This is a genomic window from Paenibacillus oceani (assembly GCF_014705615.1).
GTDB lineage: Bacteria > Bacillota > Bacilli > Paenibacillales > NBRC-103111 > Paenibacillus_AB > Paenibacillus_AB oceani.
The window spans coordinates 87,264-112,627 of record NZ_JACXJA010000027.1; the positions used below are offsets into that span (position 1 = coordinate 87,264).

The window sequence follows — 25,364 nt, forward strand, 5'->3', positions numbered from 1 at the left end:
TTCTTTGTATGGGTCAATCCATAGGAATATAAAGGAAAATAAGGAAAGATGTCGAATAAGAACAGTTACTGTCTGTTTTTAACGTTGGATGTCGTGCTGCCTTAGTAATAGAAATAATGGCGGGAGAAAAGAGGAACCTATGGGTGTGAAAACCAATCAGTACCATTTGGAGAGGAAGAGGATGGAGCAGCAGGGCCAGCATTCCGTCCTGTACTGGATCGTGATCGGCTTCGTGCTCATGTTTTTGTTTATCGCACCCTATCAGACCGGGCTTTTTTACGGTCCAACCGTCCAATACGAGGGGCCGATTTATTCGTCGATGCTTTGGACTGCGATGGTGTCGCTTCCGATTGTTTTGTATTTGTTTACCCGCTGGAAGCTGGATGAAGTTCGGGACTGGTATGCCGTGGCGATCTGGTGCGTCCCGCTTAGTTTTGTACTGCCGTTACTCTCCGCTGCAACCCGGCATCACGCCGAGAACTATATTTTGCTGCACATCATGTATGCTTTCTTTTTCCTGATCGGTCTCTTCTTCGCCCGTGAACGGTCCGGCAATTCGGTGATTCAATATGGAATCGTAGTGTCCGCTTATGCCGTAGTCGGATTTTGTGTGCTGAACATGTTCGGCAATGTGTATTCCCAGGATGCAGTAATGTTGACCGGAGAGGGGCTGCGTCTTACAGCGGTGTTCCAGTACGCGAACGCGTATGCCGGATTTCTGATCATTCCTCTTTTATGCGGCTTGTACCTGATCGTGGTGTCGCGCCGGTGGTATGTGACGGCCGTTCACGCCTTTATGCTGGTTCCGGTGCTGCTGTCTTTCTTTTTGACTTTATCGCGCGGCGGCTTGGTCATGCTCCCGTTTATTATGCTGGCGTTCCTGCCGTTCCTGTCGTTTGCGAAGCAAGTTCGATTTTTCGCCTATTTGCTGATCGGGAGCGCGGCTTCCTTCCTGATTACCGACAAGCTCAAGGCGGTCGCTATGGAAGTGACTAACCTGATGCTGGAGCGGCGGGGTCCTGATTTTAAGGTGAAGGAGACGTTGTCGGTCTTCGACCCTCTGTCCTTCAGCGGATGGAGCTTGCTGCTGATCGCGTCGATAGCCGCCAGTGCGGTGATCGTGCTTGTACATAAGTTTGTCATGCCTTATCTGGACCGGGGATTGAGCCGGGTATCCGCCGCCAAATGGTCGAACTTGTACGTTCCCGGCCTAATTATAGTCGGAATCGTTCTTGGTGTCGTGCTGTTAGCCGGCGGCTCCTCGGTTACGAAGCTGCTTCCCGAAGCTCTGGGCAAACGGGTGGACAGCATTAACCTGCAGCAGCATAGCGTGCTGGAGCGGTTTACGATGTACCGGGACACGTTCAAGTCGCTCGCGGATTACCCCGTATTCGGCGCTGGCGGCAATGCCTGGTCGGTCTTATATCCGCAATATGCGAACAACCCGTACACGATTAATCAGGTTCATAGCTTTGTGCTGCAATATATGGTGGAGACCGGGATATTCGGGCTTTTGCTGCTGCTGCTGTTGATCGGCTCGATTTTTTACCGGTTCGCCAAATCTTATTTTGCCGCGGGTTCGGACGATCGGGAACGAAATTTGTTGTTTTACGCGGTCGTGGTGGCGATTTTATTCCACAGTATGATGGACTTTGAGATGAGTTATGTGTATATATCCGCGCTTGTGTTTCTAAGCCTGGGAGGCATGGCGTCGGGATTCGGACAGCCGGTAACGTGGCGTTGGATGAAACAGGCGGAACGGAAAGGCAGGTTCGTTCCCCCGGCATTTGTCGGTGTGGTGGCGGTTGTGTTCCTGATCTTGTCGGCCGTTCATTGGAAGGCGAACCGGGAATTTTATAAAGCATTGCAGCTGGCCCAGCAGGGCAAGTCGCTTCAAGAGGTGCTCGTGCCGCTCGACAAGGCGCTGGGGCTTCAGCCGGACAATCCTTCCTATGTGCTGGCGAGAACGGACTTTATGGGACAGGTGTACGATCAGTCCGGCAACGAGACGTATTATGAAGACGCCTCCCGCTGGCTGAAGTCGATCAAAGCGACGGAGCCCTACGACCGGGTCGTATTCGAAGCCGAGTACAAGCATTATATGCAGAAAAACCGGCTGGAGGATGCGTTGGAGCTGATCCAGGCAGGATTGCGGGACCACCCCTGGGTCATCGCGATGTATGAAAGGGCGGCTTCCTTGCATATTCAGTTAGGGGATCGAGCCCGTCAAGCCGGGCAACAGGACATCATGAACGGACACTGGTCGGCGGCGCTGGAGCTGCATCAAGACATATTGGCCGGGATGAAAAAGCTGGAGACTTTGCCTGAGGGGCAAAATCCGGGCGATCCGTTTTATGTGACGCCGACGCTCGGGCTCCAATTCGGGCAGCTTCATTTCGTTCGCGGGGAAGTCGAGCAAGCCGTGGCGTTTTTAATGGGGACTACCGACGAGAAGCTTCACGAATCGATCTACCAACCCGGTACGCGCTGGTATTTAGCCGCATTAAAAAAGACGGGGAAGGCCGATCAGGCGCTGTATGACCGGTTCACGGCCCGTTATCCGGAAGAAAAGCAGGAAATTGAGAATTTGGTTGCGACAGTCTGGCAGTAAGCTGAAAGGATGAAAAACGAAACCTCCCAGGCCACGTTTTGTGGAAGGGAGGTTTTGTCTAGGGGAGGGACGGGCTTTACGGGAGTTCCGCCGCAGGCTACCGGTATGCGGTAGCGATCCGTCTACCGGTAGCCTAATCGCTCCAATACGGCACAGGTCCGGTCGACAATATCGTGCAGCTGCTCCTCGCTCGTGCAGTGAGGTAGCCAGTAATAGATCGTATCTCCGAGCGGTCTCAGGATGAGTCCTTCCTTCAGCGCCTCAAGGTAAACATGGTAACCTCTCCGTTCGGAAGAAGGAAACGCCTTACCGGTTTCCGTGTCCTGAACCAGATCAAACGCGGCGATCATGCCGAGCTGGCGGATGTTGCCGAGATGCCGGAATGGCTCGAAGCGGGGCAACTGCCCGCGCAGGGCTTCGGATATGGTTCGGACGTGTTCCAGGACGCGCTCCTCTTCGAACAAGCGGAGGCTTTCCAGCGCAACGGCGCAGGCGAGCGGATTGCCGGTGAAGCTGTGTCCGTGGAAAAATGTTTTCATCGTCTCGTAGTCGTCATAAAACGCCTCATAGATCCGGTCGGTGCACAAAGTGGCGGCAAGCGGCATAATCCCGGCGGTCAGCCCTTTGGACAAGATCAGCAAGTCCGGCGTGATCCCCGCATGCTCGCAGGCGAACATCGTTCCGGTCCGGCCGAAGCCGACCGCGACCTCGTCGGCGATCAAGTGCACCTCGTAGCGGGTGCACAGCTCACGCACTCCTGCTACATAAGCCGCCGGATGGATGAGGATGCCGCCGGCCGCCTGAACCATAGGCTCGATGATGAAGCCGGCAATCTCGTCCGCGGACGATTCGAACAGCCGTTTCACCGCTTCGAGCGCTTCGGCCACGCCATGCTCCGCCGCTTCTGGTGTCGGGCTGCCGTTCTCCCAGCGGCTGATGCGCGGGGCTGTCACTCGGTACGCGTCGAACAACAGCGGCCGGAACGTCGCGTGGTACAAATCGACGCCCCCTACGCTAACCGCGCCAAGCGTGTCGCCGTGGTAGCTGTGCTCGAGAAAGGCGAATTTCGTTTTTCCGGGACGGCCGACGTGCTGCCAATACTGGAACGACATTTTCAAGGCGACCTCGACGGCGGTAGAACCGTTGTCGGAATAAAACACTTTGCCGAGTCCCGGCGGTGCGATCTCGATCAGCTTGTCCGCCAGCTCGATAGCGGGGCGATGGGTGAACCCGCTGAACATGATATGGTCGGTGTCCTCGAGCTGACGGGCGATCGCCTGCTTGATCCGGGGATGCCCGTGTCCGTGGACGTTTACCCACCAGGACGAGACGGTGTCGTAATACCGGTTGCCGTCAGCGTCGTACAAGTAGAGTCCTTCCGCTTTCTCGATCAGCAGATGGTCCCGCTCGGCGTAGTCCTTCATCTGGGTGAACGGATGCCATACCCGTTCCCGGTCTTTATGTAACAGCTCGCGCTTCTCTGCCGGTGTCATGTTGATCCTCCTTGGCTTGCCTGCTGTGGAATGAGGGGCCGGTACAGCCCATTAGCTATCTTCATCATATCCCAAGGCGGGCGGCGGAGTAAATGAAGGCTGGCGCGTGCGCGTAGCAAGTGCGGTGTAACCCCCGGCTCTTCCGACTCGTCAGCCGTTCCGATGACGGATTAGACGCGCTTTCCGGTTTCCCCTATAATAACTTCTATAGCATTCCAAGTTGCGGATACGGCGTGCAGGAAGAAGGGAGTTTGCTCATATGATTGTCGGTGTGGGAATCGATTTGCTGGAGATTGACCGGATTAAAAAGCTACTGGCGCAAACTCACGGGGAGCGCTTCGTGGCCCGGGTGCTGACGCCTGAAGAGCGCGAGCTTGCGGCCGAACGGCGCGGAGCGAGGCTGGCCGAATTCGTTGCCGGGCGGTTCGCCGCGAAGGAAGCCGTCGTCAAGGCGATCGGCTGCGGGCTCGGCCGCGCCGTCGGATTTCAGGATATCCGGATTTTGCCGGACGCGTCCGGCAAGCCGGAATGTTCCTTGACGCCGGAGGCGTGGGGGCGGCTTGGCCGCCGGCAGCCGCTGCAGATCCATCTGAGCATCACCCATTCGTCCACGATGGCAGGCGCCTATGCGGTGGCGGAGTCTGCGACGGAATAAGAGGAAGTTGATCTGCTTCGGTTAGACCATGCTTGCCGATCCGGTAAGGTGCGGGATGGTACACCGGCAACTGCGCAGCACCGGGTGGCAAGACTGCAGGCTTGTCGGTTGGGCGCGGTGCTTTTGCTTAATGGCACGTAGGAATCAAGTAAGAGTGGTTTGCAGCCTTTATTTGGTCCGAAAACCGGCCTGGGCGCGGAATAAGAGCGGTTTGAAGCTGTTAATATCCGCAAAAAAGGCGCAGACCCCTTCAGGTAGTGGAAATAAGGGGTACAAATCGCCTCTATTTGTCTCTTTCCTCCCAAGATGCCGGAAGTAAAAGCTGCCAGAGACTCTTAATATGTTAGGTATCCAGTATCCATGCCGTCGTCTCAGCAACACTCGGCGCGATCGGTACGCATGATTCGCAAGAACCGGTTTACGGGCTTCATTCGAAGTCGAGTTGTTCCCCCGCAACCTCCTTAACGACCGGCTGGAGCGATGGTTCCCTCTCGTTATCTCCTGCGTACCAACGCAAAGGTTTATTTCCACGTCAAGTCAAAGGACCGTCCGGACTTCTCCGGACGGTTATTCCTATTTCTACTAAAAGGAATGCTATACTTATACCTGTGTATGCCACAATCCTGATAGTCAAGTGAGCAGATGGGACGGTAAACGGGCTTTATGAGAAAACAGCTGGCGGTATTATAGGCATGATCAGCGTATTTGCCGTAGTTACGACTATATTCATCTATGAATGGCTGCATCCTACGTTCCAATACCCGGAAGCCCGGGACGGCGTGCTGGATGCGCAGCAATGGGATTTTGAGCAGCAAGGAATCATTCCGCTGCGGGGCGAATGGGAGTTTTACGAGAATGTGCTCTTAACGCCGCAACAATTCCGTCTTGGCGGGACTTCGGTACAAGCGGAGCGCCGAATCATTCAGGTTCCCGGAGGCTGGAAGGACATCGTGGCCACCGGCAACGGATATGGCGCGGGTACGTACCGATTGCAGATCCAGGTGAGCGACCCGGATTATTACAGCCTTCGAGGAAAAAAGATTCGCATGTCGAGCCGCATCTATATGGGGGGAGAGGACCTCGGAGGTACCGGTAATCCGGATCTGCAGAGCGATCGGTTTATTCCGAGCAACCTTCCTTTTATGGGAACGATCCAAGCGGAGACGGATACGATTGAGATTCTTATTCAAGTAGCGAGCTATCGGTACATGGAGGGCGGCTTGGTGCAATCGCCGGAATTCGGTTTAACGGCGGACGTGCTGGCCAGGCGAGATAACGCGCGGATGGCGGATATGATCGTTATTACGACCTTGCTCGTATTCGGGATTTATTTCGCCGGAATGTTCAGGCAGTGGCGCAGGGAACCTTATCTGTTGTTTTTTAGTTTGTTTTGTTTGACGATGGGGGTGTTTTTCAGCATCGACAACGAAATCGTCATGGCGACCATGCTGCCGTCGATCTCGTTCCCGCCGCTGCAGAAGATGCTCTTTATTCTTCCTTATTTCTCAATTTTGTTTTTTGTCCACTATGTGCACTCCTATTTGGACGAACGGGGATCGGGATTTAAGGTGCTATCCCGAGTTTCCTTCGGATACCTTTGTGTATTGGTTGTCATTCCGAACGATTATTTGGTCGATCTGTTGTGGTCGGGGATCGTGCTGCAAATCGTTGCCTTTGCTTTCATTTTTATTTGGATTTTTCGCAACCGGGATCGCGGAGTGCATGTTTATTATATTTTGCTCGGCGTATTCTTTCTGCTTATTAGCTGGGTGTATGCCCAGACGCGTTACCAGCTCGCCTTGGACAACCCGTTTTATATGATCGTAACGCTGTTGCTTCTTGTTTTGTCACAGTCGTTTCTGATGTCCGAACGGTCCCGGGAGGCCTCCCTGCAGAACGAGCGGTTAGCGGAGCAACTGATCGCGTACGATCGTCAAAAAGACGAGTTTTTGGCCAAAACGTCGCACGAGCTTCGCACCCCGCTGCATGGAATCATCAATTTGTCGCAATCGCTGCTGGACAACAAGGAAAGGCCGCTATCCCCGGAACATCGCGAAAATATAAGGCTGCTTCATCTGATCGGGCGAAGGCTGGCCGGATTGGTGCACGATATTCTGGATATGAACCGGATTCGGCACGGTCAGCTCTCCATCCATCCGAAGCCCGTAGACTTGAACATGTCGACTCGTTTCGTTATCGAGACGTTATCGATCGCACCTGTCAATAGCGAAGTCCGGCTGGTCAACGAGCTGCCTGCCGCGCTTCCCTTTGTGCTGGCCGATGAGAATCGTCTGCGGCAAATTTTACATAATTTATTGGAAAACGGGTTGAAATACACCGATCGCGGTCAGGTGTCCATTTCGGCGGAAGTACGGGGAGCGATGCTGGCCGTCTCGATTGCGGATACGGGGAGGGGCATACCCCCGAACGCGTTGGGCAGTTTGTTCCGGCCTTTCTTCTAATACGATGAGGCCTATGCCGATTCTCGCGACGGCATAGGGCTCGGACTCAGCATCTCCAAACAACTGGTCGACTTGCAAGGGGGCCAAATGGAAGTGCAGTCCGAAGCGGGGCGGGGTTCCCGGTTTACGTTCACCTTGCCGATTGCTCCGAACATGGCGGATGAGGCTGCAGCGGCAGCCGATAATCGGGAGGAGCCGTCCGCGCTTTCGCCGTCCGTTATGGCGCAAACCGGTCCGGAGACGGCGTTTCATATTTTGATCGTCGACGACGAGCCTTCCAATCTGAAAGTGGCGATGGATGCCATCGCCTCCATGAAACTTGCCTATACGGCTGTTGGCGGAGGCGAGGAGGCGCTGGCCGCTTTGCGTCGCAAGAAGCCGGACATGGTTCTCCTGGACTTGATGATGCCGGGCGTGTCGGGGCTGGACGTATGCCGGGAAATCCGCATGCTGCACGGGCTCGCCGAGCTTCCGGTGCTGATGCTGACCGCCTCGGGGCAGACGGGGGACATCGTAGCCGCCTTCGCGGCCGGGGCCAACGATATTTTGCAGAAACCGTTCGAACTGGCGGAATTAAAGGCGCGTGTACAGTCGCTGCTTGCGATGAAAAGCTCTTCCGAACGGGCGGTTCGCAGGGAAATGGACTTTCTGCAGGCGCAAATTACTCCGCATTTTCTATATAACAGTCTGAATGCTCTGGTCGGGCTTAGTTATAAGGATGTGAACAAGCTTCGGGAAACAATCCAGCACTTGACCGTCTACCTCCGCGCCAAGTTCACCTTCGTATTCCAAAGCAAGACGGTACCGTTGGAACGGGAACTGGAGCTCGTTCGCGCCTATCTTGCGATCGAACAGCTTCGTTTCGGCCAGCGGCTAAAGGTCAAATACAGTATCGATGAAAAAGCGCAAAGCCTGCTGCCTCCGCTCATCCTGCAGCCCATCGTCGAAAATGCGGTTCGTCACGGAATCGGGCAGAAACCCGAAGGCGGGACCGTACATCTTATCGTTCGACGCAGCGAACAGGGGTTGGAAATTACGGTAGAGGATGACGGCGTCGGCATGGATGAACAAACTTTGGTTATGCTCGAAAATGGGCATGCCGCCGGAATCGGGATCGGCAATGTAAACCGCCGGCTGCAAATGAAGTATGGACGGAAGCTGGACATAAGCAGCCGAGTGGGTGCGGGAACCCAAATTACGATTTATATTACGGAGGATTCTGATGTGGATAGCGATACTGATCGACGATGAAGAAATTGCGTTGGACGTCCTGGACATTCAGCTGATGGAGATTGGCGGCGTCACGGTTGCGGGCAAATTCCAACTCGTGTCCGAAGCGCTGGAACAATGCGCCCGTCTGCTTCCCGATTTGATTTTTTTGGATATCGAGATGCCGGGAATCAGTGGTCTTGAAGCTGCGGAAGCGTTGTTCGCCCGTTGTCCCGACGCTGAAATTATATATGTGACCGCGCACCATCACTATGCGATCGACGCGTTTGAAACGAATGCGATCGGATACCTGCTCAAACCCGTTGCCAAGGAAAAACTGGTCAAAGCGTTGTCCCGATTTGCGGATTTGCATGAAAGAAAAACGAATCCAAGCGGCGTAGTTCCCAAATCCGAGGGGCAAACCGGCGACAGCGGGGAAGCGCCGCTAGCGCTCAAGGTGCTGGGGAGCATGGAGCTGTACTCGGCCGACGGCCGGCTGATGACGTGGCGGACGAAAAAAACGAAAGAGCTTTTCGCTCTCCTCTGGCATCATCAAGGTCAGCCGGTGTACAAATATGTCATTCTGGAGGAGCTCTGGCCGGAGTATCCGGTAGAGCGAAGCCAACGCCTATTCCATACGTCTCTTTATTATTTGCGGAGCATGTTCAAGTCGGAAGGGTATCCGGATATGGTTATGTACGGCGATGAAAGATATTGGATTCATAGCTCGATCATCCAAAGCGATGTCGACCGGCTATCGGACTCTATGCAGGACGGCTTTTCCGAGAAGGAATGGAAAGAAACGCTGCCGCTGTATACCGGGGATTATTTCGAAACCGAGCATTATCAATGGGCCGACGCCCGCAGAATGGAGCTGCGCTTGACATGGATCTCCAGCATGGTCCAGGCTCTGGATCACACTTCGCCCGATGTGCGGTCCATGATTCTCCGCCAACTGATCCGGCTCGAGCCGAACCGGGAAGAGTACTACGACATGCTGATCGACTGCCTGAACGAAGGCGGAGACCAGGCCGGAGCCCGGCAGACGAAAGCGATGAAAGAGCGGATGCTGCTGGATGACGCGTAAAGCTTGGGCGTAGTCGACCGTTTCCTTGTCGAATTAGGGCGATAAAAGTTGAATGTTGTAAAAATGTTGAGTGCCCGTTTGTTACATTGGGGATGAAGTTCTATCATCCACATTGAACAACGAGGTGAATGGAAGCAAAATGATGTACGCAAAATCAAACTCTTTCTGGCGAGTATGGTTCTTCTCATTGCTCGCGATCTTGTTGCTATGGAGCACCATCCAGCCTTCTATCGGGCATGCGGACCCCGCAAGCGGCCCCGGATGGACCTCCGTTGACGGAGGGGGAATCGGGACGAGTCCCGACTTACCGAATAAAAGCGCCGCTCTTCCGCATGCAGTCATGTTCAACAATCAATTGTATACGATTTTTGTGGAATCGGTTCAGGATATGATGATGATGTCCTCCACCAATGCGATTCGAGTCATGAAATCGGAGGACGGGCAGTGGGCGAGCGCCGACGGGGGAACACCCTTGAATGTGAGCCCCGATCCGCTCGAACACGTATCCTCCCCGTTCTTGGCCGTGTACAACAATGAACTCTATGCGATCTGGGAAGAGGGGATCTCGCCAAGGTCGATTTACGTCAAAAAGCTGCAGGGTAATACGTGGGTGCCGGTAACCAGCAACTCTACTCCGCTCAACGGGACCGCAGGCAGCCGGAACGGGTATATGCCTGCCATGATCGCACACAACGGTTTCTTGTACGCAGCGTGGGTCGAGAATGGCAGCATCCAAGTTAAGAAATATAACGGCACGTGGACGAACGAATCCATCATTTCGCTGAAACCGAACAGTACGGTAACGTTCCCGGCTTTTGCCGTTCATAACAATGAGATTTATTTGACTTGGAGCGAGCAGTTAAGCAGCAGCCCTTATTCCTACTATATTCCTGTCATGAAACGAGCGGCAAACGGTATTTGGCACAGCGTATCGGGTGTGGATGGCATCAGTGAGTCGACAGCTCCGGCCGTTTTGCCAAAGATGCAAACCTACAAAGGCCTATTGTATGCGGTGTGGAAAACCGACACGGCCTATAAAATAAAAGCATATAACGAAACGAGCTGGAGTTGGGTAGGGGACGGGACATTCCCGGCACCACCGAATATTACTCCGCAATACATGTTCCTGACCGTCTTTCACGACAAGCTGTTTGCCAACTGGGTGAATCCGGGCTCCGGCTTTATCCCCCTTCTTCTTGCAACGGCCACCTATTATGATGGAGCGAATTGGACACCGGCCAGCAGCGGGTTGGAATCGAGCTATACGGACGGGAGAATGGGCGCGGTGGTCCCCACGGACGACTTGCTCTATATGGTGTGGGCACATTCCGGTAAAATCAGAGTGTCCGCGTATAAGGAAGGACCGCCGGCACCTGTCGGCGTACAGGTGACAAGAAACGGCAGCGATTCAGCAGCGCTTAGCTGGACGGTCGGAACGGGGATCACGGGGTATAAAGTGTACATGGGAACCCAGTCGGGTACGTATGGCTCCGCACCGCTTGCAACCCTCCCCGGCACGCAAGGAAGCTACACGGCCACCGGCCTGGAGGCAGGGAACACGTATTACTTGGCAGTCAAGGCCGTCAATGCCGACGGGGAAAGCTCTTATTCGGCGGAAGTGAGCGTTGCGATCCCTCAGCCGGCGCCGACCCTAAGCGGTTTGGAATGGGGCACCGGCAGCACGCCGGGAACGATTCGCGTCACCGAGCTGCCCGGCATAGGCACGTACAAATACGCAATCGCCGATCCGGATGCACTGTCCCAGCCGATGGTAGGCGATGACGCCGCCGTCGCGTATACCCAAACGCTTCAGAAAAACGTTGATTTTGCCATGCAAAGCGGTAAACGGGTGTTCGTGGTCGAGGTGGACGGCAACAACCGTATTCTCAAGTGGGCCGGCATTCCGATTGCAGACAGCTTGATTGCCGCAGCTGCGCCTCCGATCGTCGGCCTCGTCTGGGCACCGGGCAGCGTGCCGGACACGACGAAGGCCACGCAGTTGCCTGGCACAGGCACTTACAAGTATGCTCTGGGCGCAGCAGGCTCCTTCACGCAGCCGGTCAGCGGTGCCGACGCTGCCCAGCTCGGCTACACGAATTCGCTAGTGACGAACGGCAATATATCCGTAACCAGCGGTCAGCATATTTTCGTCGTTGAGGTCGATACCCATAACAAGATTGTCAAATGGAGCGATGTCCTTGTCACGGAGGAGCAGATCGCGCAGCTGGCTCCTTCGCTGGACGGCTTGACATGGGGCACCGGCAAGTATATCGGCACAACGAGAGCAACGCAGCTGCCGGGCGCCGGCGTATACAAATATGCGATCGGAGAAGCCGGCGTGTATTCCCATCCGCTTACAGGCGCGGATGCCGGAGCGTTGAATTACGCAGCGACGCTCGCATTGAGCAGCAACATCGCCGTTCGCAGCGGCCAGCATCTGTATGTGGTTGAAGTCGACAGCAGCAACGGGATTCTCCAATGGACCCAGATTCCGATCGCGGACGACCAGATTATGGAGGCCGTATCGCCGATCCTGCATACTCCGGTTGCGGGTGCCGGACAAGTCACGCTTTCCTGGAGCTCGGTAAACGGAGCGACGGGGTATGCCCTTTACGCCAGCACGACATCCGGCCAGTACGGAACGGAAATGACGACGGTGGCCAGCTCCGTATACGAGCATGCGGTGACGGGGCTTGTAAACGGAACGACGTATTACTTTGTCGTCAAAGCGAAGTACGATGGAGTGGACGGACCGCCATCGAACGAAAGAAGCGCAACGCCGCAAGTTCCGTTGCCGGGAGTGCCGGTATTAAACGCCCCTGTTGCAGGCAATGGACAAGCTGCTCTTTCCTGGAATCCGGTCGGCGGCGCGATGGGGTATAAAATCTACGTCAGCACGACGTCCGGCCAATATGGATCGGAGATTGCTACGGTAGGCGGCTCGGTTTACGGGCATTCTGTAGTGGATCTTGTAAACGGAACGACGTATTACTTTGTCGTCAAAGCGATGAATGCGGGAGGAGACAGCGCGGCATCGAACGAAGGAAGCACCGTGCCGGGTTCGGTTCCAACCGCTCCGTATCAGGTTTCTGCGACGGCAGGAGACGGGCAGGCAACCGTTACGTTTCAGGCTCCGGCCGATAACGGCGGATTCGCGCTCACCGGTTACGAAGTGACAGCATCGCCCGGCAACATCACGGCAACCGGAACGACGAGCCCGATTACCGTAACAGGTCTGACAAACGGCACGGCTTATACGTTCACGGTTAAAGCGATCAACCGTTTGGGCGGCAGCGCCGCTTCCGAACTGTCCAATGCCGTTACGCCAAGCCTGCCTTCCGGCGACGACAGTGACGGGGATAACTCGCCGCCGACACCTTCAGAGCCATCAGCACCATCCCAGCCATCCACACCGTCCGTTAACCCGGACACAACCGCAATCGTGTACGTAAACGGAAAAGCGGAAAACGCCGGGGTAGTGACGACAACAACGGTGAACGACAGGAAAGTCACCATGGTTGCGCTCGACCCGAAGAAGCTGGACGAGAAGCTTGCGGCCGAAGGCTCGGGTGCGGTCATTACGATTCCGGTTACGGCGAATGCGGATACGATCATCGGCGAGCTGAACGGCCGGATGGTGAAAAACCTGGAGCAAAAACAAGGGGTTGTACGACTCCAAACGCCTTATGGCATCTACATCATTCCGGCATCGCAGATCCGGATCGACGCGGTTTCGGAACAGCTCGGCAAAGCCGAAGCGCTCGAGAACATTGCAATCCGAATCGAAGTAGCCGTCTCGGCTTCCGACACGGTGCGCGTTGTCCAAAATACCGCCGCCGACGATGAACTGACCGTGGTCGTGCCGCCGCACGATTTTACGATAAGAGCAGTTACCGGCGATGATGCCGTCGAGGTGAATCAGTTTGACTCCTACGTGGAACGGATGATTGCGATTCCGGAGGGCGTGGACCCGACTCGGATTACGACGGGCGTCGTTTTGAAGGCGGGCGATACGCTTGCGCATGTGCCGACGAAAGTGACGCAATTTGAAGGAAACTATTATGCGGTAATCAACAGCTTGACCAACAGCAGCTACGCGGTCATCTACAACGTAAAAACCTTTGACGACATTGCCGGCCACTGGGCCAAAGCCAGCATTGACGATATGGCGTCGCGACTGGTCGTCAACGGAACGACTGCCGGGCAGTATAAGCCGGACCACGAGATTACGCGGGCGGAATTCACGGCGATCGTCGTCAGAGCGCTTGGTCTTCGGAAGGCGGATCAAGCTCCGGCGTTCGACGATATGAAATCGTCGGATTGGAGTTACGAGGCCGTTTCCATCGGAGCCTCTTACGGTTTGGTGCAAGGCTACGAGAACGGTACGTTCGGTCCGGATCGGAAGATCACCAGGCAGGAGGCGATGACCATTCTGTCCAAGGCGATGACGCTGATCGGAATGGACCTATCGGTTGCTTCCGGACAACAGGAGAAGTTGTTAGCCGCATTTTCCGATAAGGACTTGTTAAGCGATTGGGCCGCGCTGTCCGCAGTGCTCAATATCCGCTACGGCATCGTAGAGGGAAGCGGCGAGCAGTTAAGACCGCAGGCCAATATTACAAGGGCGGAGACGGCTGCAATCGTGCAGCGGCTGCTGCAAAAAGCCGGGTTGATCTAATCCGCGTGTTCCATGTGAATTTGGCATGAAGCTCGCCCAAAATACACTCGGCCACATTTGAAGTCGTGTTGATACCGCCAAGTCTAGACAAGACAACGCGACTGAGGGCGAGCGGGGAAGCCAGGCCCCCCATTCCCCCGCGCACCTACGTGCGCGTTTGCACGTCAAAAGGACCGTCCGGACGCTTTTACCGGACGGTTTTCTTATTAAAAAAGACAGCCGCGATTGTTACGGACGCCATAAGCCAGAACCCGCTTCAATGCGGCGTACATTACTTTTTCTCGGCAAGCCAGTCCGCAAGCGTACCGATCTCCGTCTCGTTCAGCGAGCCGCTGAAGCCCGGCATGCCCCGGCCGCCTTTGGCGATCTGGCCCGCGATCTGGTCGCGGGTTAGTTTGGCGCCTACTTGGGTCAGGTTGGTAGGAGGGCCGATGCGTCCTTCCAATTTTTCGCCATGACACGACAAGCACTTTTTCTTGTACAACGCTTCCGCTGTGCCCACCGCCTCGGAACCGGAAGCTCCGCATCCGCTCAACATCACGGCGGCGGCGGACAAGACGATCCCCGCTCCCCATAATCTCGCCTTGCTTGGCTGCTTCATCTGCAACCCTCCATGTTCTAATTCCGGTTTCCGGTTATGCCCATCTTAGCATATCCACTCCGGTTATTGGCTATGAACGCGGGATTCCTATGAACGTTCTGCGAATATTGCCTTCCGCCTTCCGGCAAAATGGGCGAAAACTCCCCGATCAAAAGCCCATGCCACCGGGCGTTCGTCTACATATAGTATCTTAAATCCGCATTAGCCCGCACCCAATCCAATTACAGCGGCTTGAACAACGAGGAGGGATTACGAGTGTCGATGCTGAAGGAAGACGCCTACTGCATCTGCAAGCTGTATATGAACCGGCCGGTGCAGTTGCAGACCAGAGATGGCCATACTCATCATGGGACGATCGTGCATGTAGATAGCGAGCATGTGCACCTGCAACTGTCCGGCGACGCGAACGGTCAAGCCAGGAACTTCTATCCGCCGTACGGATCTTACGGATACGGATACGGAGCGCAAAACCAGATCATGACGCTGGCTCTGTTCGATCTGCTGGCGATTACGCTGCTGCTGCTCTGATCGCTGACACGGTGGAGGTTAACAGGCAGGCGTGCAGGCAGTCCCATGAGGGGCTGCCTGCTGCTGTGCGGAACTTGTCTTTCTGGCTGCGGGATTGCCTCTGACGACAAGTGGAGACAAAAAAAGAGACCCGCAAGCAACGGGCCGCGGATCTGAAAGTTATATATATGAAAAAGGGGGTCGATATTTAGTATAGGCGTTTTTCATTAAAGCGAGATGAAAAGGACATTGCAGTTTGGTTACAAGCTGTTTTCATTTTCGGGACAAAAAGTCGGAAAGGTTGGCTGAAACCGTTCTCCCCCTTACTCCGAGCAGCGTCTGCCGTTACAATATACGGGCCGGTACAAAGTCGGATTCATTGAATGTGCGGAGCGGTTAGAGGTTCGACGTTTAACGACGAACATAGGGGAGGCGGTTATCGGGATGAAGGGAAACGGAATTGCGGAGATAAAACGAACCGAAGTGGGGATCGAGGAATGTCTCGCCCGGGCGGGGAAGGTGTTCAAGCGGTTCGATAAGCAGGACTCCGGCTGTATTTCATACGGTCTTGCGGTTGATGATGAGAAATGGTTCGTCAAGCATGCAAGCCGGCCCGATGCGATTCATTGGATGAATAATGCGGTCCGCGTACATACGGATATCCGGCATCGCTGCCTGCCGGCGCTGCGGAACACCTTCGACACCCGGGACGGCTTCGCGCTGGTCTACGATTGGGTCGAGGGGGAAGTGCTGGGAACCCCGGATTACCCGGGCGCCGAGGGGCGGAACCATCCGCAATCGCCGCATTACCGGTTCCGGCAGCTGCCCGCGGAACGGATCGTCGCGATGTTGACCGACTTATATGAGCTGCATGTGGAAGTGGAAGCGAAAGGGTACGTTGCGGTCGATCTGTACGACGGCAGCATCCTGTACGATTTTTACCGTCATACCACGTTTTTTTGCGATTTGGACTGTTACTCCAAGGGAGCGTTCCGGCTCGGGACGGATCGCAACTTCGGGTCCAGCCGGTTTATGGCTCCCGAGGAGTTTGTCAAAGGAAGCCTGATCGATCATCGGACGAACGTATATACGATGGGAGCGGCGGCTTTTGTTTTTCTGGCGGACGGGGTACGGGCACGGGAAGCGTGGAAAGCGCCGGATGAGCTGTTCGAGGTCGCGCTCCGGGCCGTATCGGCCGACCGGGAGAGCCGTCATCCGACGCTGGCGGCCTTTTACCGGGAGTGGCGGCTTGCTCTGCGTCCCCGGTTTTGTTAGGATCGGACTGATCGATCAAGGCCCGGTGGAGGCCGAACAGGCAGGGAGGTTATGTTCCATGAAGTTTTTTATTGTAACCGGCGCTTCTAAAGGACTCGGAGAGGCGCTGCTGCGCCGATTGATGCAGCCCGGCCACACGCTGGTCGGCATGGCCCGCAGCGATGGCGAACCGCTGCGGGCCGAAGCGGAGAGCAAAGGCGCCGTACTGAGATGGATTCGCGGTGACATGAACGATATCTCATCACTTGATACCTTAATGGAGGAAGCGTGCGCCGGAATTGCGGGGGACGGGCTGGAGACCGCCGTGCTGATTAACAATGCAGGGATGGTAGAGCCGATCGCCCCGGCGGACGTCGCTGCCGGCGCCGAACTGGCACGCAATCTGACCGTTAACCTGATCGCTCCGGTCGTGCTCGCCTCGGCCTTTCTGCGCCTGACGGCGGGCTGGGGAGCGGATAAGCGGATATTGAACCTGTCATCCGGCGCCGGTAAGAAGCCGTATGCCGGATGGAGCGCCTATTGCGCGTCCAAGGCGGGGCTCGATATGTTCACCCGCTGCGTCGGCGAGGAGCAGCAAGCCGCCGGCACAGCAGGAGTCCGAATCTTGTCAGTCGCCCCCGGAGTGGTCGATACCGGGATGCAGGAGGAAATCAGGCGGACCGACCCGGCGTTATTCCAACAGCACAGCCGGTTCGTACAGCTGAAGGAAACCGGCGCTCTGGCTTCCCCGGACGAGACGGCGGGCAAGCTGCTTCGGGTGTTGTTCGACGATCGTTATCCCACCGGCAGCCTACTGGATGTACGCGAACTGGGCTAATAATGCGTAGCTTGACGATCACCAACTCGTTTCAAGAGACGGAGTTCGGATAGCTCCGATTCCGAGCTGGAAGAGAGGTGAACTCTGGAATTGACCGAGCGAATCTCCAACCTGTCAGCCGCAGAGCTTTCGATCTGCTTTCATTTATGCGGACGAAGCCCTGCGCAGGCGGAGTTATCCGTGCCCCATCGTCCCTTCATTACTTCTCCGGTTGATTCTTTTACGAATCCATCTCCCATGTAATGAATGCCAAAAAAATATGGATGAATAGTAACTTTTTGCCTGTCCGGTGCGTTATACATAAAGGAGATAATCGGCAAGGAGTTGAAAGCCCATGCAGCTTAACCGCCGCCGTGGGAACGGCCGCAAGGTTAAAGCGGGAGTGGCAGCCCTCGTATGCGCTCTTTTTGTAATCGCTTTCATTGTGGTTCGGCCCGTATCTGAACGGATATCACGGCTGACTGGAGAAACGAGCCGGGACCCGGATGACCGTGTCGATCTGGAGCAGCCTGTCCGTTTGAAGGTTGTATATCCGGATGAACAGATATTTATGGAGAAATACGGAAAGTCTTTCATGCTCCGTTACCCAAACGTATCGTTTGAAGTGCTGACCGCGGTTCCCGGAGACCCCGGCATCCCTCTGGCGGAGTCGGGCTCCATCAAAAAGATGCTGAATCAGCAGCGCCCTGACGTCCTGTTGTTAAACCAGGAATCGCTCGGGTATCTGGCTGCCAAAAATCAGCTGGCGGCGCTGGACAGCTGGATCGTCCGGGACCGGTTCGACCTGCAGGCGTTCGATTCGAAGGTGACGGACCGGCTAAGGCAGCTGGGAGGAGGCCTCTTATACGGTTTGGCCCCGGAGATAGAACGGATGGGGTTATTTTATAACCGCGACCTGTTTCGGTCGGAGGGCTTCGCTTTTCCCGTCAGCCGGATGAGCTGGTATGACGTTCTGCAGACGGCCGCCCGCTTTCAGGCGGAGGGCGGGGATGGAGAGCGGATATTTGGTCTGAGCGTATATCCCCGTTCTACACCCGGCAGCTTGATCAGTCTGGTTGCGGCGACACTCGATTTAAGAATGATCGACCCGGTATCCCGGGGGCTTACGCTGCAGGCTGCGGGCTGGCGGGACGTCTGGACGACAGTGATCGGCGGTTACAAGAACGGGTATCTGGCATGGGAAACGTTGCCGGCCCGCAACCTGTTTCTGGAGGGGAAGGTGGCGATGAGCGTACAACCTTTTACCTTCTTGTCGAAGCTGCGGGAATCGGGCGGAGTGTCTTTTGATTGGGACGTTGTGACCGAGCCGGTCAACCCCGGCAGCCCCGACCAGTCGGCTACTTTTCAAATTCCGATGATTTATGCCGTCTATGCCGGTTCGCCGTCTGCCAAGGTCGCGTGGGAGCTGGTGAAGCATATCAATAGCCCGGAAATCGCCGATCAGCAGATCCGTGACAACCGGGAAGTTCCGCTTCTATCCAGAAAGCAGCAGCTTCTCGAACGTCTGAGGAGCAGCGGCGTGAAAGCCGATATCGATTGTTTCTACGAGCTGAAGCCGGGTGCGAGCGTGTCCGCGCCGAAGGACGGAGTGCCCGCCGCTTTCCGCAGCGTATTCGCCGGGATGATGGACGGAGAGGCGGCCCAGGTGCTGGAAGGCCGCAAAACGGTCGCCGAAGCTTTGCAGGCGATGGAGCGCCAAGGCGGAGAAGCTTTGCTTCACAGCAGGACAGAGGGGCGCTGAGCCCTTCGATGTCGAGCAGGCTTCCTGATCTGCTTCGTGATCAGAAGTGGACTTTTTGAACAACCTCTACAAGTGCGAGTTCAAAAAATCCGGTTTTCAGCACCGAGAAGATGGGATGAAGCAAGGAAATGAGGAGCGGAGCGTAGTGGGACCTACGTGAGCACCGGAAGTTCCGGCTGAATTCCATATTCGATGTCGAGTAAGCTTCCTGATTTGCTTCGTGATCAAAAGTGGTCTTTTTGAACAACCTCTACAAATGGGCGGCATTTCGCCGGCTTACGGCTTTACAGGCCCTGCGCAGGTGTGTTACGCTTGTTAGCAAGAAGAACAATTGAATGGACGGCAATCATCAAACGGGCGGAGACGAGGAGAACCCTTTTGCTGGTAAGCGCTTTGTATTCTTTATAGGGTACGGGCTGCTTCATCATGCGGGAGGGTTTTTTGTCGTTCTCTTTGCCGGAGGCGGCTGAAGCGGAACATTCCGATCCCGTCCTTTGTCGTCATGGGGAGGCAACTTGTATGAGCGCAAAAGCAAGCTTTTCAGCAAGCAATCGGGCCGAACTGCTCCAGCACATGTCGGAGCGGCAACTGGACGTGCTGATTATCGGGGGAGGCATTACCGGAGCCGGCATCGCCTGGGACGCCAGCAAGCGGGGCTTAAGCACGGGTCTGGTCGAAATGCACGATTTCTCGTGGGGTACGAGCAGCCGCTCGACGAAGCTGGTTCACGGCGGGCTGAGATACTTGAAGCAGGGTGAAGTCAAACTGGTCATGGAGGTCGGCCGCGAACGCGCGCTGCTGTACAAAAAAGCTCCGCACATCGTCATTCCCGCGCCGATGATGCTGCCGATCTACAAAGGCGGCACGTACGGGTATTGGATGTCGGCAATCGGCCTGTACGTCTACGACTGGCTGGCGGGGGTCAAGCGCAGCGAACGGCGCATCATGTACGGACGCAGCAAAACGATCGAGATGGAGCCGCTGTTCAAGACGGAAGGATTGAAAGGGTCCGGCTTTTATTACGAATACCGTACCGACGATTCCCGGCTTACCGTCGAGATCGCCAAGACGGCATACCGGCACGGGGCGAAGCTGGTCAACTACGCCAAGGCGGTTGATTTTATATACGAGAACGGCAAAGCGGTAGGGGTTCATGTGGAGGACGTCTTAACCGGGAACGTGTACGCCGTCCGCGCGAAGAAGATCGTGAATGCGGCGGGACCGTGGGTAGACCGTGTACGTTCCAAGGATCAGGAAGTTCAGGGGAAACGGCTGCTGCTGACCAAAGGGGTTCACCTCGTCGTCGATCACGCGAAGCTGCCGGTCCGCCAATCGGCTTACCTGGACGTCCCTGACGGCCGGATGATCTTTGTCATCCCGCGGGAGGGCAAGACGTACATCGGAACGACGGACACGTTCTACGAGGGCAAGATCGAGGAGCCGAGAACGACGCGCAAAGACCGCGATTATTTGATTGATGCCGTTAATAACGCCTTCCCGGGCGTGAAGCTGACTGCCAAGGATATCGAATCGTCCTGGTCGGGACTGCGACCGCTGATCCGCGAGGAAGGCAAGGGACCGTCGGAAATATCCCGCAAGGATGAAATTTTCCGTTCGGAGTCGGGGCTGATTACGATTGCCGGAGGCAAGCTGACCGGCTTCCGCAAAATGGCCGAGAAAGTAGTCGACCTCGTCGAGAAGGAGTTGGCCGAGCAGGAAGGAAGACGCAGCGCCGGCTGCACGACCGATCAGGACTCGATTAGCGGCGGCGACCGGGACGGCTCCGAGCTGTATGAGGAGTACCGTAACAAATGGATCGAGAAAGGGACGAACCTGGGAATCGCAAAACGCGATACCGACTATTTGCTCGCCCGTTACGGGTCCAACATCGCTCCTATATTCGAGGAATATAAAGCCCGCACCGAAGCGGGAGGACGCACGAAGCGCGACGGGAACGGAATCAACCGGGAGCTGCTGGAAGCGGAGCTTCACTATGCGATTACGCATGAGATGACGGTTACCGCATCGGACTTCCTGATCCGCCGCTCCGGTCTCGTCACGTTTGACCGTCCGCGGGCGGAGACGCTGAGCACTCCTGTGGTCGAGACGATGGCCCGGCTGCTCGGCTGGAGCGGGGAGGAAGCCGACCGCCAACTGCGGGAGGTGCTCGATTACATCGCTCAGGTTACGAGCTTCCCGGAAGGGAAAGAGTAGCCGCCCGCCGATGGCGAAGCGGGCGATTCTACAGATAGAGAAGCAGGAACAAGCCAAGGCCGAGCGCCAGCAAGCCGCCGATCCGGCTCATGAGGACGGCGGTTTCGCCGGGTTTGGCCGCTTTGGCGGCTTTGGTCTGCCAGCCGATATTCCAGAACCGGCCGGTTGCCGGGAAGATGATATTGATCAGACCGATTGCGATGAACACATAAGGAATCCATTTGACTACGATCATAGATAAAGGCACCTCGTTTGAATTCGTAAACCGCAGCGAACGATGGGCTGCACTTCGCGTCTAGGGAATGTTTGGTATGAATACGCTTACTCTGTTTACGTAAATGGAGGCGGGAAAGTTTCGCCAAACGGGGGAAATTGCTGGGCGGTATTTCTTTCGGGGGATGAGGATGGTATCGTAGGTAGCATACAGCTTAAGGGGAGGGACCGGACATGACGCAGTATGTAATGGCGCTCGATCAGGGAACGACAAGCTGCCGGGCGATAGTGTTCGACCGGAGCGGGCAGGTCGTGCGGATAGCGCAGAAGGAATTTCGGCAATGGTTTCCGCAAGCGGGCTGGGTGGAGCACGATGCGGCAGAAATATGGAGCGTCCAGCTGCAAGTGATGCGCGAAGCCGCAGACGGCATCGAGCCGTCCGAGATCGCTGCGATCGGCATTACGAATCAGCGGGAGACGACAGTCGTCTGGGACCGGACGACCGGGGAACCGCTGTGCCGGGCGATCGTCTGGCAGTGCCGCCGAACGACGGAGACGTGCGAGGAGCTGAAGCGGGAAGGCTGGGAGGAACGCATTCGCGACAAAACCGGTCTCGTCACGGACCCGTATTTCTCCGGAACGAAGCTCAAATGGATATTGGACCACGTGCCGGGCGTGCGGGCGAAGGCGGAGGCCGGCGAAGCGCTGTTCGGGACGATCGACTCTTGGCTGATCTGGAATTTGACCGGCGGCAAAGCCCATGTGACGGACGTGTCCAATGCGTCGAGGACGATGCTGTTTAACATCCATTCGCTGAAGTGGGATGAGGAGATTATAGAGCGGCTGGGCATACCGGCCGGCATGCTGCCGGAGGTGAAGCCGTCCAGCTTCCTGTACGGGGAGACCGATTTGCTGGGCGGCGCTGCGGCGATCCCGGTGGCGGGCGCGGCCGGAGACCAGCAGGCGGCGTTGTTCGGCCAAGCGTGCCATGAGCCGGGGATGGCGAAAAACACATACGGAACCGGGTGCTTCCTGCTGAAAAATACCGGCGCCAAGCCGATCGCTTCGAAGGAAGGGCTGCTGACGACGATCGCGTGGCAATTGGACGGTCAAGTGAACTATGCGCTGGAAGGAAGCGTGTTTACAGCGGGAGCGGTCATCCAGTGGCTGCGCGACGGCTTGCAGCTGATCGCGCATGCGAACGAGACGGAGCCTCTGGCGGCGTCGGTGGAAGATACGCAAGGCGTGTATGTCGTGCCGGCGTTTACCGGTCTCGGCACCCCCTATTGGAACGCCGAGGCGAGAGGGATGATTACCGGCTTGACGAGAGGCAGCGGCAAAGCGCATCTCGTGCGGGCGGCTCTGGAGTCGATCGCGTACCAGACGATGGACGTGCTGCGGGTGATGGAGCGGGAATCCGGCATTCGGCTGCACGAGCTGCGGGTTGATGGGGGAGCTGCGAAAAACGGCTTCCTGATGCAGTTTCAGGCCGATATGCTCGGCGTCCGCGTGACGCGGCCCAAGGTGCAGGAGACGACGGCGCTGGGCGCCGCCTTTCTGGCCGGGCTGGCGGTCGGGTTCTGGAGCGGCTGCGACGAGCTGAATTCGCTCTGGGAGAAGGACCGGCAGTTCGAGCCGGGGATGGAAGAGGAGCTGCGGAACCGGAAGTATGCGGGATGGCTGCAAGCGGTCGGTTTCCAGTTGTAAAGGGAAGGTAGCAGAGCTGCCGGGTGATTGTCTGCGGACGATGCCGGCGGCTTTTTCTAATTTCAATAAAAACGCTAAAGCCGAACCGAGACACTCCAAACCCACGATAAGCCGCCTCTTACGCTTATGTTTACGTTTACGCTGGGGCGTTCATCGTGGCCGCTTGGCGCGGTGTGCCCGTTAATGGGCGAGAGGGTGAGAGAAAACTGGATAAGAGCGGTTCGTACCCTTTATTTTGTCCGAAACCCGCTTGGCTGGGGAGATAAGAGCGGTTTGGGACTTTTAAAATCGGCCAAAAGGGTGCAGACCCCACCAGCGGGTTGAAATAAGAGGGGCAAACCGCTTCTATTTGTCTGTGTCGTCCCCATATGGCGAAAATAGAGGGTGCCAGAAGCTCTTATTATTTGGCTCTTTCACCGGTAGCTTCGGTTACTCGGGAGCGCGTCTGCGCAAAGAGGGCGATCGGTGGTGCCGAGAACGAGAAGGGTCTCGCCAAAGCGCGGCACCGCTGCACCTCCGGGAAACTTAGCATGCACGCCTCCCGGGTTTCCGAACGCCCCGCAAATGCCGAGTTCGTGTGAACTGCCGAAGTTCGAAAATAGGTCACCTTACCCGTACCGGATTCGTGCGGAAGTTACGTTTCGTACCTATCAGCGGAAGAGTAACTTCCTCTATTCCCGCCAAGTATGTAGATTTTAATCGATAGAGGAAGTATGGTTTCCGTTATTTTGGCTTTATAGGGGGATGTAGGCGGTAATACGGGAAATAGCGGCACAAATGCTTCCGCTAAGCGCTGATTTCCTGCTGCAGCCCCCAGATAACGGAAGTAAAGCTTCCGTAAGAAGCTTCCCGGGTGTAGGGGAAGTCGGCTGATGCGCCATAAGGCCCAATCGGCAATACGACTGCAGGTGAGCGGGATGAAGCAAGGGGGAGCCGTGTGGAGTAACGCGCTTTATGGGCGAATCAGCTGATCGGCCTTGTCATAAAATCGCGCATAGGCCATTTCTGCATTTCCGCGCATTACCTGTGGCTCTGCCTGGCTAATCCGAAGCTTGCTGCCCCTGGCGTGCCTTGCTCCAGAACCGGAAAATGAGCGCACAGGCCAGCAGGCTCGCCCCTGCGGAGAAACCAAGCACGATCGGTACATAACCCAAGTACCACACGCCTAAAACAGCGGTGAGCACAAGCAGCCACACTCCCAAATAGACGAGCTCCCGGCCCAGCGAAGCGCCGATTCCGATATACAGCACTACTAACACGACCGCACGCAGCAGCTCGGCGACGAGCGGGGAGACGAGCTCCAGCCGTATGAACAGCAACGCGGCTGCGAGCAGCACGGCAGCTATCGCAGCGGGTAACAGCCAGCCGATCGCGGAGGCAGGGGCTGAAGCCGGAGCTGTAGTTTCGGCGGAAATTTCGACTGAAGCTTCTGCGGAAACCGCAGGCGAGTCTTTTCCTGCACCCCGCCACAGGAACAACGCACTTAGAACGACTGCCGCTCCCAGCAGCACATTACGGATCGTTCCGTGAGGGTCGAGCGGCCACAAGTATTGCAAAAATGAGCTGCCCATCCACTGGGCGCCCCAAATATACAAATAAGGAGTATACGAATATAGGCCGATCCGGTTAAAAGTAACGGTTGCTTTCACGAATATCACCTCGAATTAACAACGTTAGCTTACTATTTGCAGACGGTGAAGTCAATTTCGGAGGACGGTACGAAGCGCGATCGACTAAAAAGGATATATTCGTGCCGCCGAAACTACTATAATGGAGATATATGGAATGGAGGTCTACCCATGACGTTAAAATTGGAGACCGCGCGATTGGATCTCCGGATGTTCGAATTATCCGATGCGGCGGCGGTTCAACAGCTAGCTGGCAGTCAAGAAGTGGCGCGCACAACGCTTGCAATCCCGCATGCGGCCGCGATGACCAACAACCCGGCCTCCTCCAAAGTGATGGTCAAGATCGGGATGAAACCGGAGGGGGTATACCGGCAGCATGTTTTGAAGTGGGGACACTACGAGGATTTGGCTTTGTACGGCATGGTCCGTTCCGAGTACCTGGAGCGATATAAGCCGTAGCCATCAA

Annotated in this window: 15 protein-coding genes and 1 pseudogene; 12 read left to right on the forward strand and 4 right to left on the reverse strand. The window is 56.1% G+C overall.

What is annotated here, in order from left to right; translation table 11 throughout:
- The first annotated feature begins 145 nt into the window (after window positions 1-145).
- Window positions 146-2,611 (forward strand): O-antigen ligase family protein, encoded by a 2,466-nt coding sequence (locus IDH45_RS19525; RefSeq protein WP_190929803.1) that lies wholly within the window; start codon window positions 146-148, stop codon window positions 2,609-2,611.
- 122 nt (window positions 2,612-2,733) lie between these two features.
- Here the strand turns inward: IDH45_RS19525 and bioA are convergent, their stop codons facing one another.
- Window positions 2,734-4,104: an adenosylmethionine--8-amino-7-oxononanoate transaminase gene (gene bioA / locus IDH45_RS19530; RefSeq protein ID WP_190929804.1), complete on the reverse strand. Its 1,371-nt coding sequence runs from the start codon at window positions 4,102-4,104 to the stop codon at window positions 2,734-2,736.
- Window positions 4,105-4,363: 259 nt separating this feature from the next.
- Here bioA and acpS point away from each other — a divergent pair, with 259 nt between their 5' ends.
- The 4 genes and pseudogenes from acpS (at window position 4,364) to IDH45_RS19555 (ending at window position 14,195) form a co-directional block, all read left to right on the forward strand.
- On the forward strand, window positions 4,364-4,759 hold the full coding sequence (acpS, locus tag IDH45_RS19535; protein WP_190929805.1) for a holo-ACP synthase: 396 nt from the start codon (window positions 4,364-4,366) through the stop codon (window positions 4,757-4,759).
- 1,292 nt (window positions 4,760-6,051) lie between these two features.
- Window positions 6,052-8,472: pseudogene (locus IDH45_RS19540) on the forward strand (hybrid sensor histidine kinase/response regulator).
- A complete protein-coding gene (locus IDH45_RS19550; protein ID WP_190929808.1) occupies window positions 8,444-9,517 on the forward strand; it encodes a response regulator in 1,074 nt (357 codons plus the stop codon). Before IDH45_RS19540 ends, IDH45_RS19550 begins: the two are co-directional and overlap by 29 nt.
- A gap of 142 nt (window positions 9,518-9,659) precedes the next feature.
- On the forward strand, window positions 9,660-14,195 hold the full coding sequence (locus tag IDH45_RS19555) for a fibronectin type III domain-containing protein (RefSeq protein ID WP_190929809.1): 4,536 nt from the start codon (window positions 9,660-9,662) through the stop codon (window positions 14,193-14,195).
- A gap of 271 nt (window positions 14,196-14,466) precedes the next feature.
- Here the strand turns inward: IDH45_RS19555 and IDH45_RS19560 are convergent, their stop codons facing one another.
- Window positions 14,467-14,796 (reverse strand): c-type cytochrome, encoded by a 330-nt coding sequence (locus tag IDH45_RS19560; protein WP_190929810.1) that lies wholly within the window; start codon window positions 14,794-14,796, stop codon window positions 14,467-14,469.
- 261 nt (window positions 14,797-15,057) lie between these two features.
- Here IDH45_RS19560 and IDH45_RS19565 point away from each other — a divergent pair, with 261 nt between their 5' ends.
- The 5 genes from IDH45_RS19565 to IDH45_RS19585 all read left to right on the forward strand — a co-directional run bounded on the left by IDH45_RS19565 (window position 15,058) and on the right by IDH45_RS19585 (window position 21,350).
- Window positions 15,058-15,324, forward strand: coding sequence for a hypothetical protein (locus tag IDH45_RS19565; protein ID WP_190929865.1), 267 nt, complete (start codon window positions 15,058-15,060; stop codon window positions 15,322-15,324).
- A 423-nt stretch (window positions 15,325-15,747) separates the two neighbouring features.
- Window positions 15,748-16,578 carry a serine/threonine-protein kinase gene (locus IDH45_RS19570; RefSeq protein WP_190929811.1) on the forward strand — a complete coding sequence of 277 codons (831 nt, stop codon included), beginning with the start codon at window positions 15,748-15,750 and terminating at the stop codon, window positions 16,576-16,578.
- Window positions 16,579-16,636: 58 nt separating this feature from the next.
- Window positions 16,637-17,395, forward strand: a complete 759-nt coding sequence (locus IDH45_RS19575) for a (S)-benzoin forming benzil reductase (RefSeq protein ID WP_190929812.1) — start codon at window positions 16,637-16,639, stop codon at window positions 17,393-17,395.
- Between the two features lie 334 nt (window positions 17,396-17,729).
- The gene (locus IDH45_RS19580) at window positions 17,730-19,136 is read left to right on the forward strand and encodes an ABC transporter substrate-binding protein (protein ID WP_190929813.1); all 1,407 of its coding nucleotides are present in this window, start codon (window positions 17,730-17,732) and stop codon (window positions 19,134-19,136) included.
- Window positions 19,137-19,655: 519 nt separating this feature from the next.
- Window positions 19,656-21,350: a glycerol-3-phosphate dehydrogenase/oxidase gene (locus IDH45_RS19585; protein WP_190929814.1), complete on the forward strand. Its 1,695-nt coding sequence runs from the start codon at window positions 19,656-19,658 to the stop codon at window positions 21,348-21,350.
- A 28-nt stretch (window positions 21,351-21,378) separates the two neighbouring features.
- Here IDH45_RS19585 and IDH45_RS19590 read toward each other — a convergent pair whose 3' ends face one another.
- Window positions 21,379-21,585 carry a hypothetical protein gene (locus IDH45_RS19590; protein ID WP_190929815.1) on the reverse strand — a complete coding sequence of 69 codons (207 nt, stop codon included), beginning with the start codon at window positions 21,583-21,585 and terminating at the stop codon, window positions 21,379-21,381.
- A gap of 212 nt (window positions 21,586-21,797) precedes the next feature.
- On the opposite strand from IDH45_RS19590, the gene glpK reads away from it, so the two are divergent.
- Window positions 21,798-23,270: a glycerol kinase GlpK gene (glpK, locus tag IDH45_RS19595; RefSeq protein WP_190929816.1), complete on the forward strand. Its 1,473-nt coding sequence runs from the start codon at window positions 21,798-21,800 to the stop codon at window positions 23,268-23,270.
- Between the two features lie 1,040 nt (window positions 23,271-24,310).
- On the opposite strand, the gene IDH45_RS19600 is transcribed toward glpK, so the two are convergent.
- On the reverse strand, window positions 24,311-24,919 hold the full coding sequence (locus IDH45_RS19600) for a hypothetical protein (RefSeq protein WP_190929817.1): 609 nt from the start codon (window positions 24,917-24,919) through the stop codon (window positions 24,311-24,313).
- 150 nt (window positions 24,920-25,069) lie between these two features.
- Between IDH45_RS19600 and IDH45_RS19605 the strand changes: the two genes are divergently transcribed.
- Window positions 25,070-25,357 carry a GNAT family N-acetyltransferase gene (locus tag IDH45_RS19605; protein ID WP_190929818.1) on the forward strand — a complete coding sequence of 96 codons (288 nt, stop codon included), beginning with the start codon at window positions 25,070-25,072 and terminating at the stop codon, window positions 25,355-25,357.
- The last annotated feature ends 7 nt before the right edge of the window (window positions 25,358-25,364 follow it).

What these genes read in the sequence shown, in the direction of transcription:
- bioA (WP_190929804.1), bottom strand. Translation starts at nt 4,104, where the DNA reads ATGACACCGGCAGAGAAGCGCGAGCTGTTACATAAAGACCGGGAACGG.
- acpS (WP_190929805.1), top strand. Translation starts at nt 4,364, where the DNA reads ATGATTGTCGGTGTGGGAATCGATTTGCTGGAGATTGACCGGATTAAA.
- IDH45_RS19550 (WP_190929808.1), top strand. Translation starts at nt 8,444, where the DNA reads ATGTGGATAGCGATACTGATCGACGATGAAGAAATTGCGTTGGACGTC.
- IDH45_RS19555 (WP_190929809.1), top strand. Translation starts at nt 9,660, where the DNA reads ATGTACGCAAAATCAAACTCTTTCTGGCGAGTATGGTTCTTCTCATTG.
- IDH45_RS19560 (WP_190929810.1), bottom strand. Translation starts at nt 14,796, where the DNA reads ATGAAGCAGCCAAGCAAGGCGAGATTATGGGGAGCGGGGATCGTCTTG.
- IDH45_RS19565 (WP_190929865.1), top strand. Translation starts at nt 15,058, where the DNA reads ATGCTGAAGGAAGACGCCTACTGCATCTGCAAGCTGTATATGAACCGG.
- IDH45_RS19570 (WP_190929811.1), top strand. Translation starts at nt 15,748, where the DNA reads ATGAAGGGAAACGGAATTGCGGAGATAAAACGAACCGAAGTGGGGATC.
- IDH45_RS19575 (WP_190929812.1), top strand. Translation starts at nt 16,637, where the DNA reads ATGAAGTTTTTTATTGTAACCGGCGCTTCTAAAGGACTCGGAGAGGCG.
- IDH45_RS19580 (WP_190929813.1), top strand. Translation starts at nt 17,730, where the DNA reads ATGCAGCTTAACCGCCGCCGTGGGAACGGCCGCAAGGTTAAAGCGGGA.
- IDH45_RS19585 (WP_190929814.1), top strand. Translation starts at nt 19,656, where the DNA reads ATGAGCGCAAAAGCAAGCTTTTCAGCAAGCAATCGGGCCGAACTGCTC.
- IDH45_RS19590 (WP_190929815.1), bottom strand. Translation starts at nt 21,585, where the DNA reads ATGATCGTAGTCAAATGGATTCCTTATGTGTTCATCGCAATCGGTCTG.
- glpK (WP_190929816.1), top strand. Translation starts at nt 21,798, where the DNA reads ATGACGCAGTATGTAATGGCGCTCGATCAGGGAACGACAAGCTGCCGG.
- IDH45_RS19605 (WP_190929818.1), top strand. Translation starts at nt 25,070, where the DNA reads ATGACGTTAAAATTGGAGACCGCGCGATTGGATCTCCGGATGTTCGAA.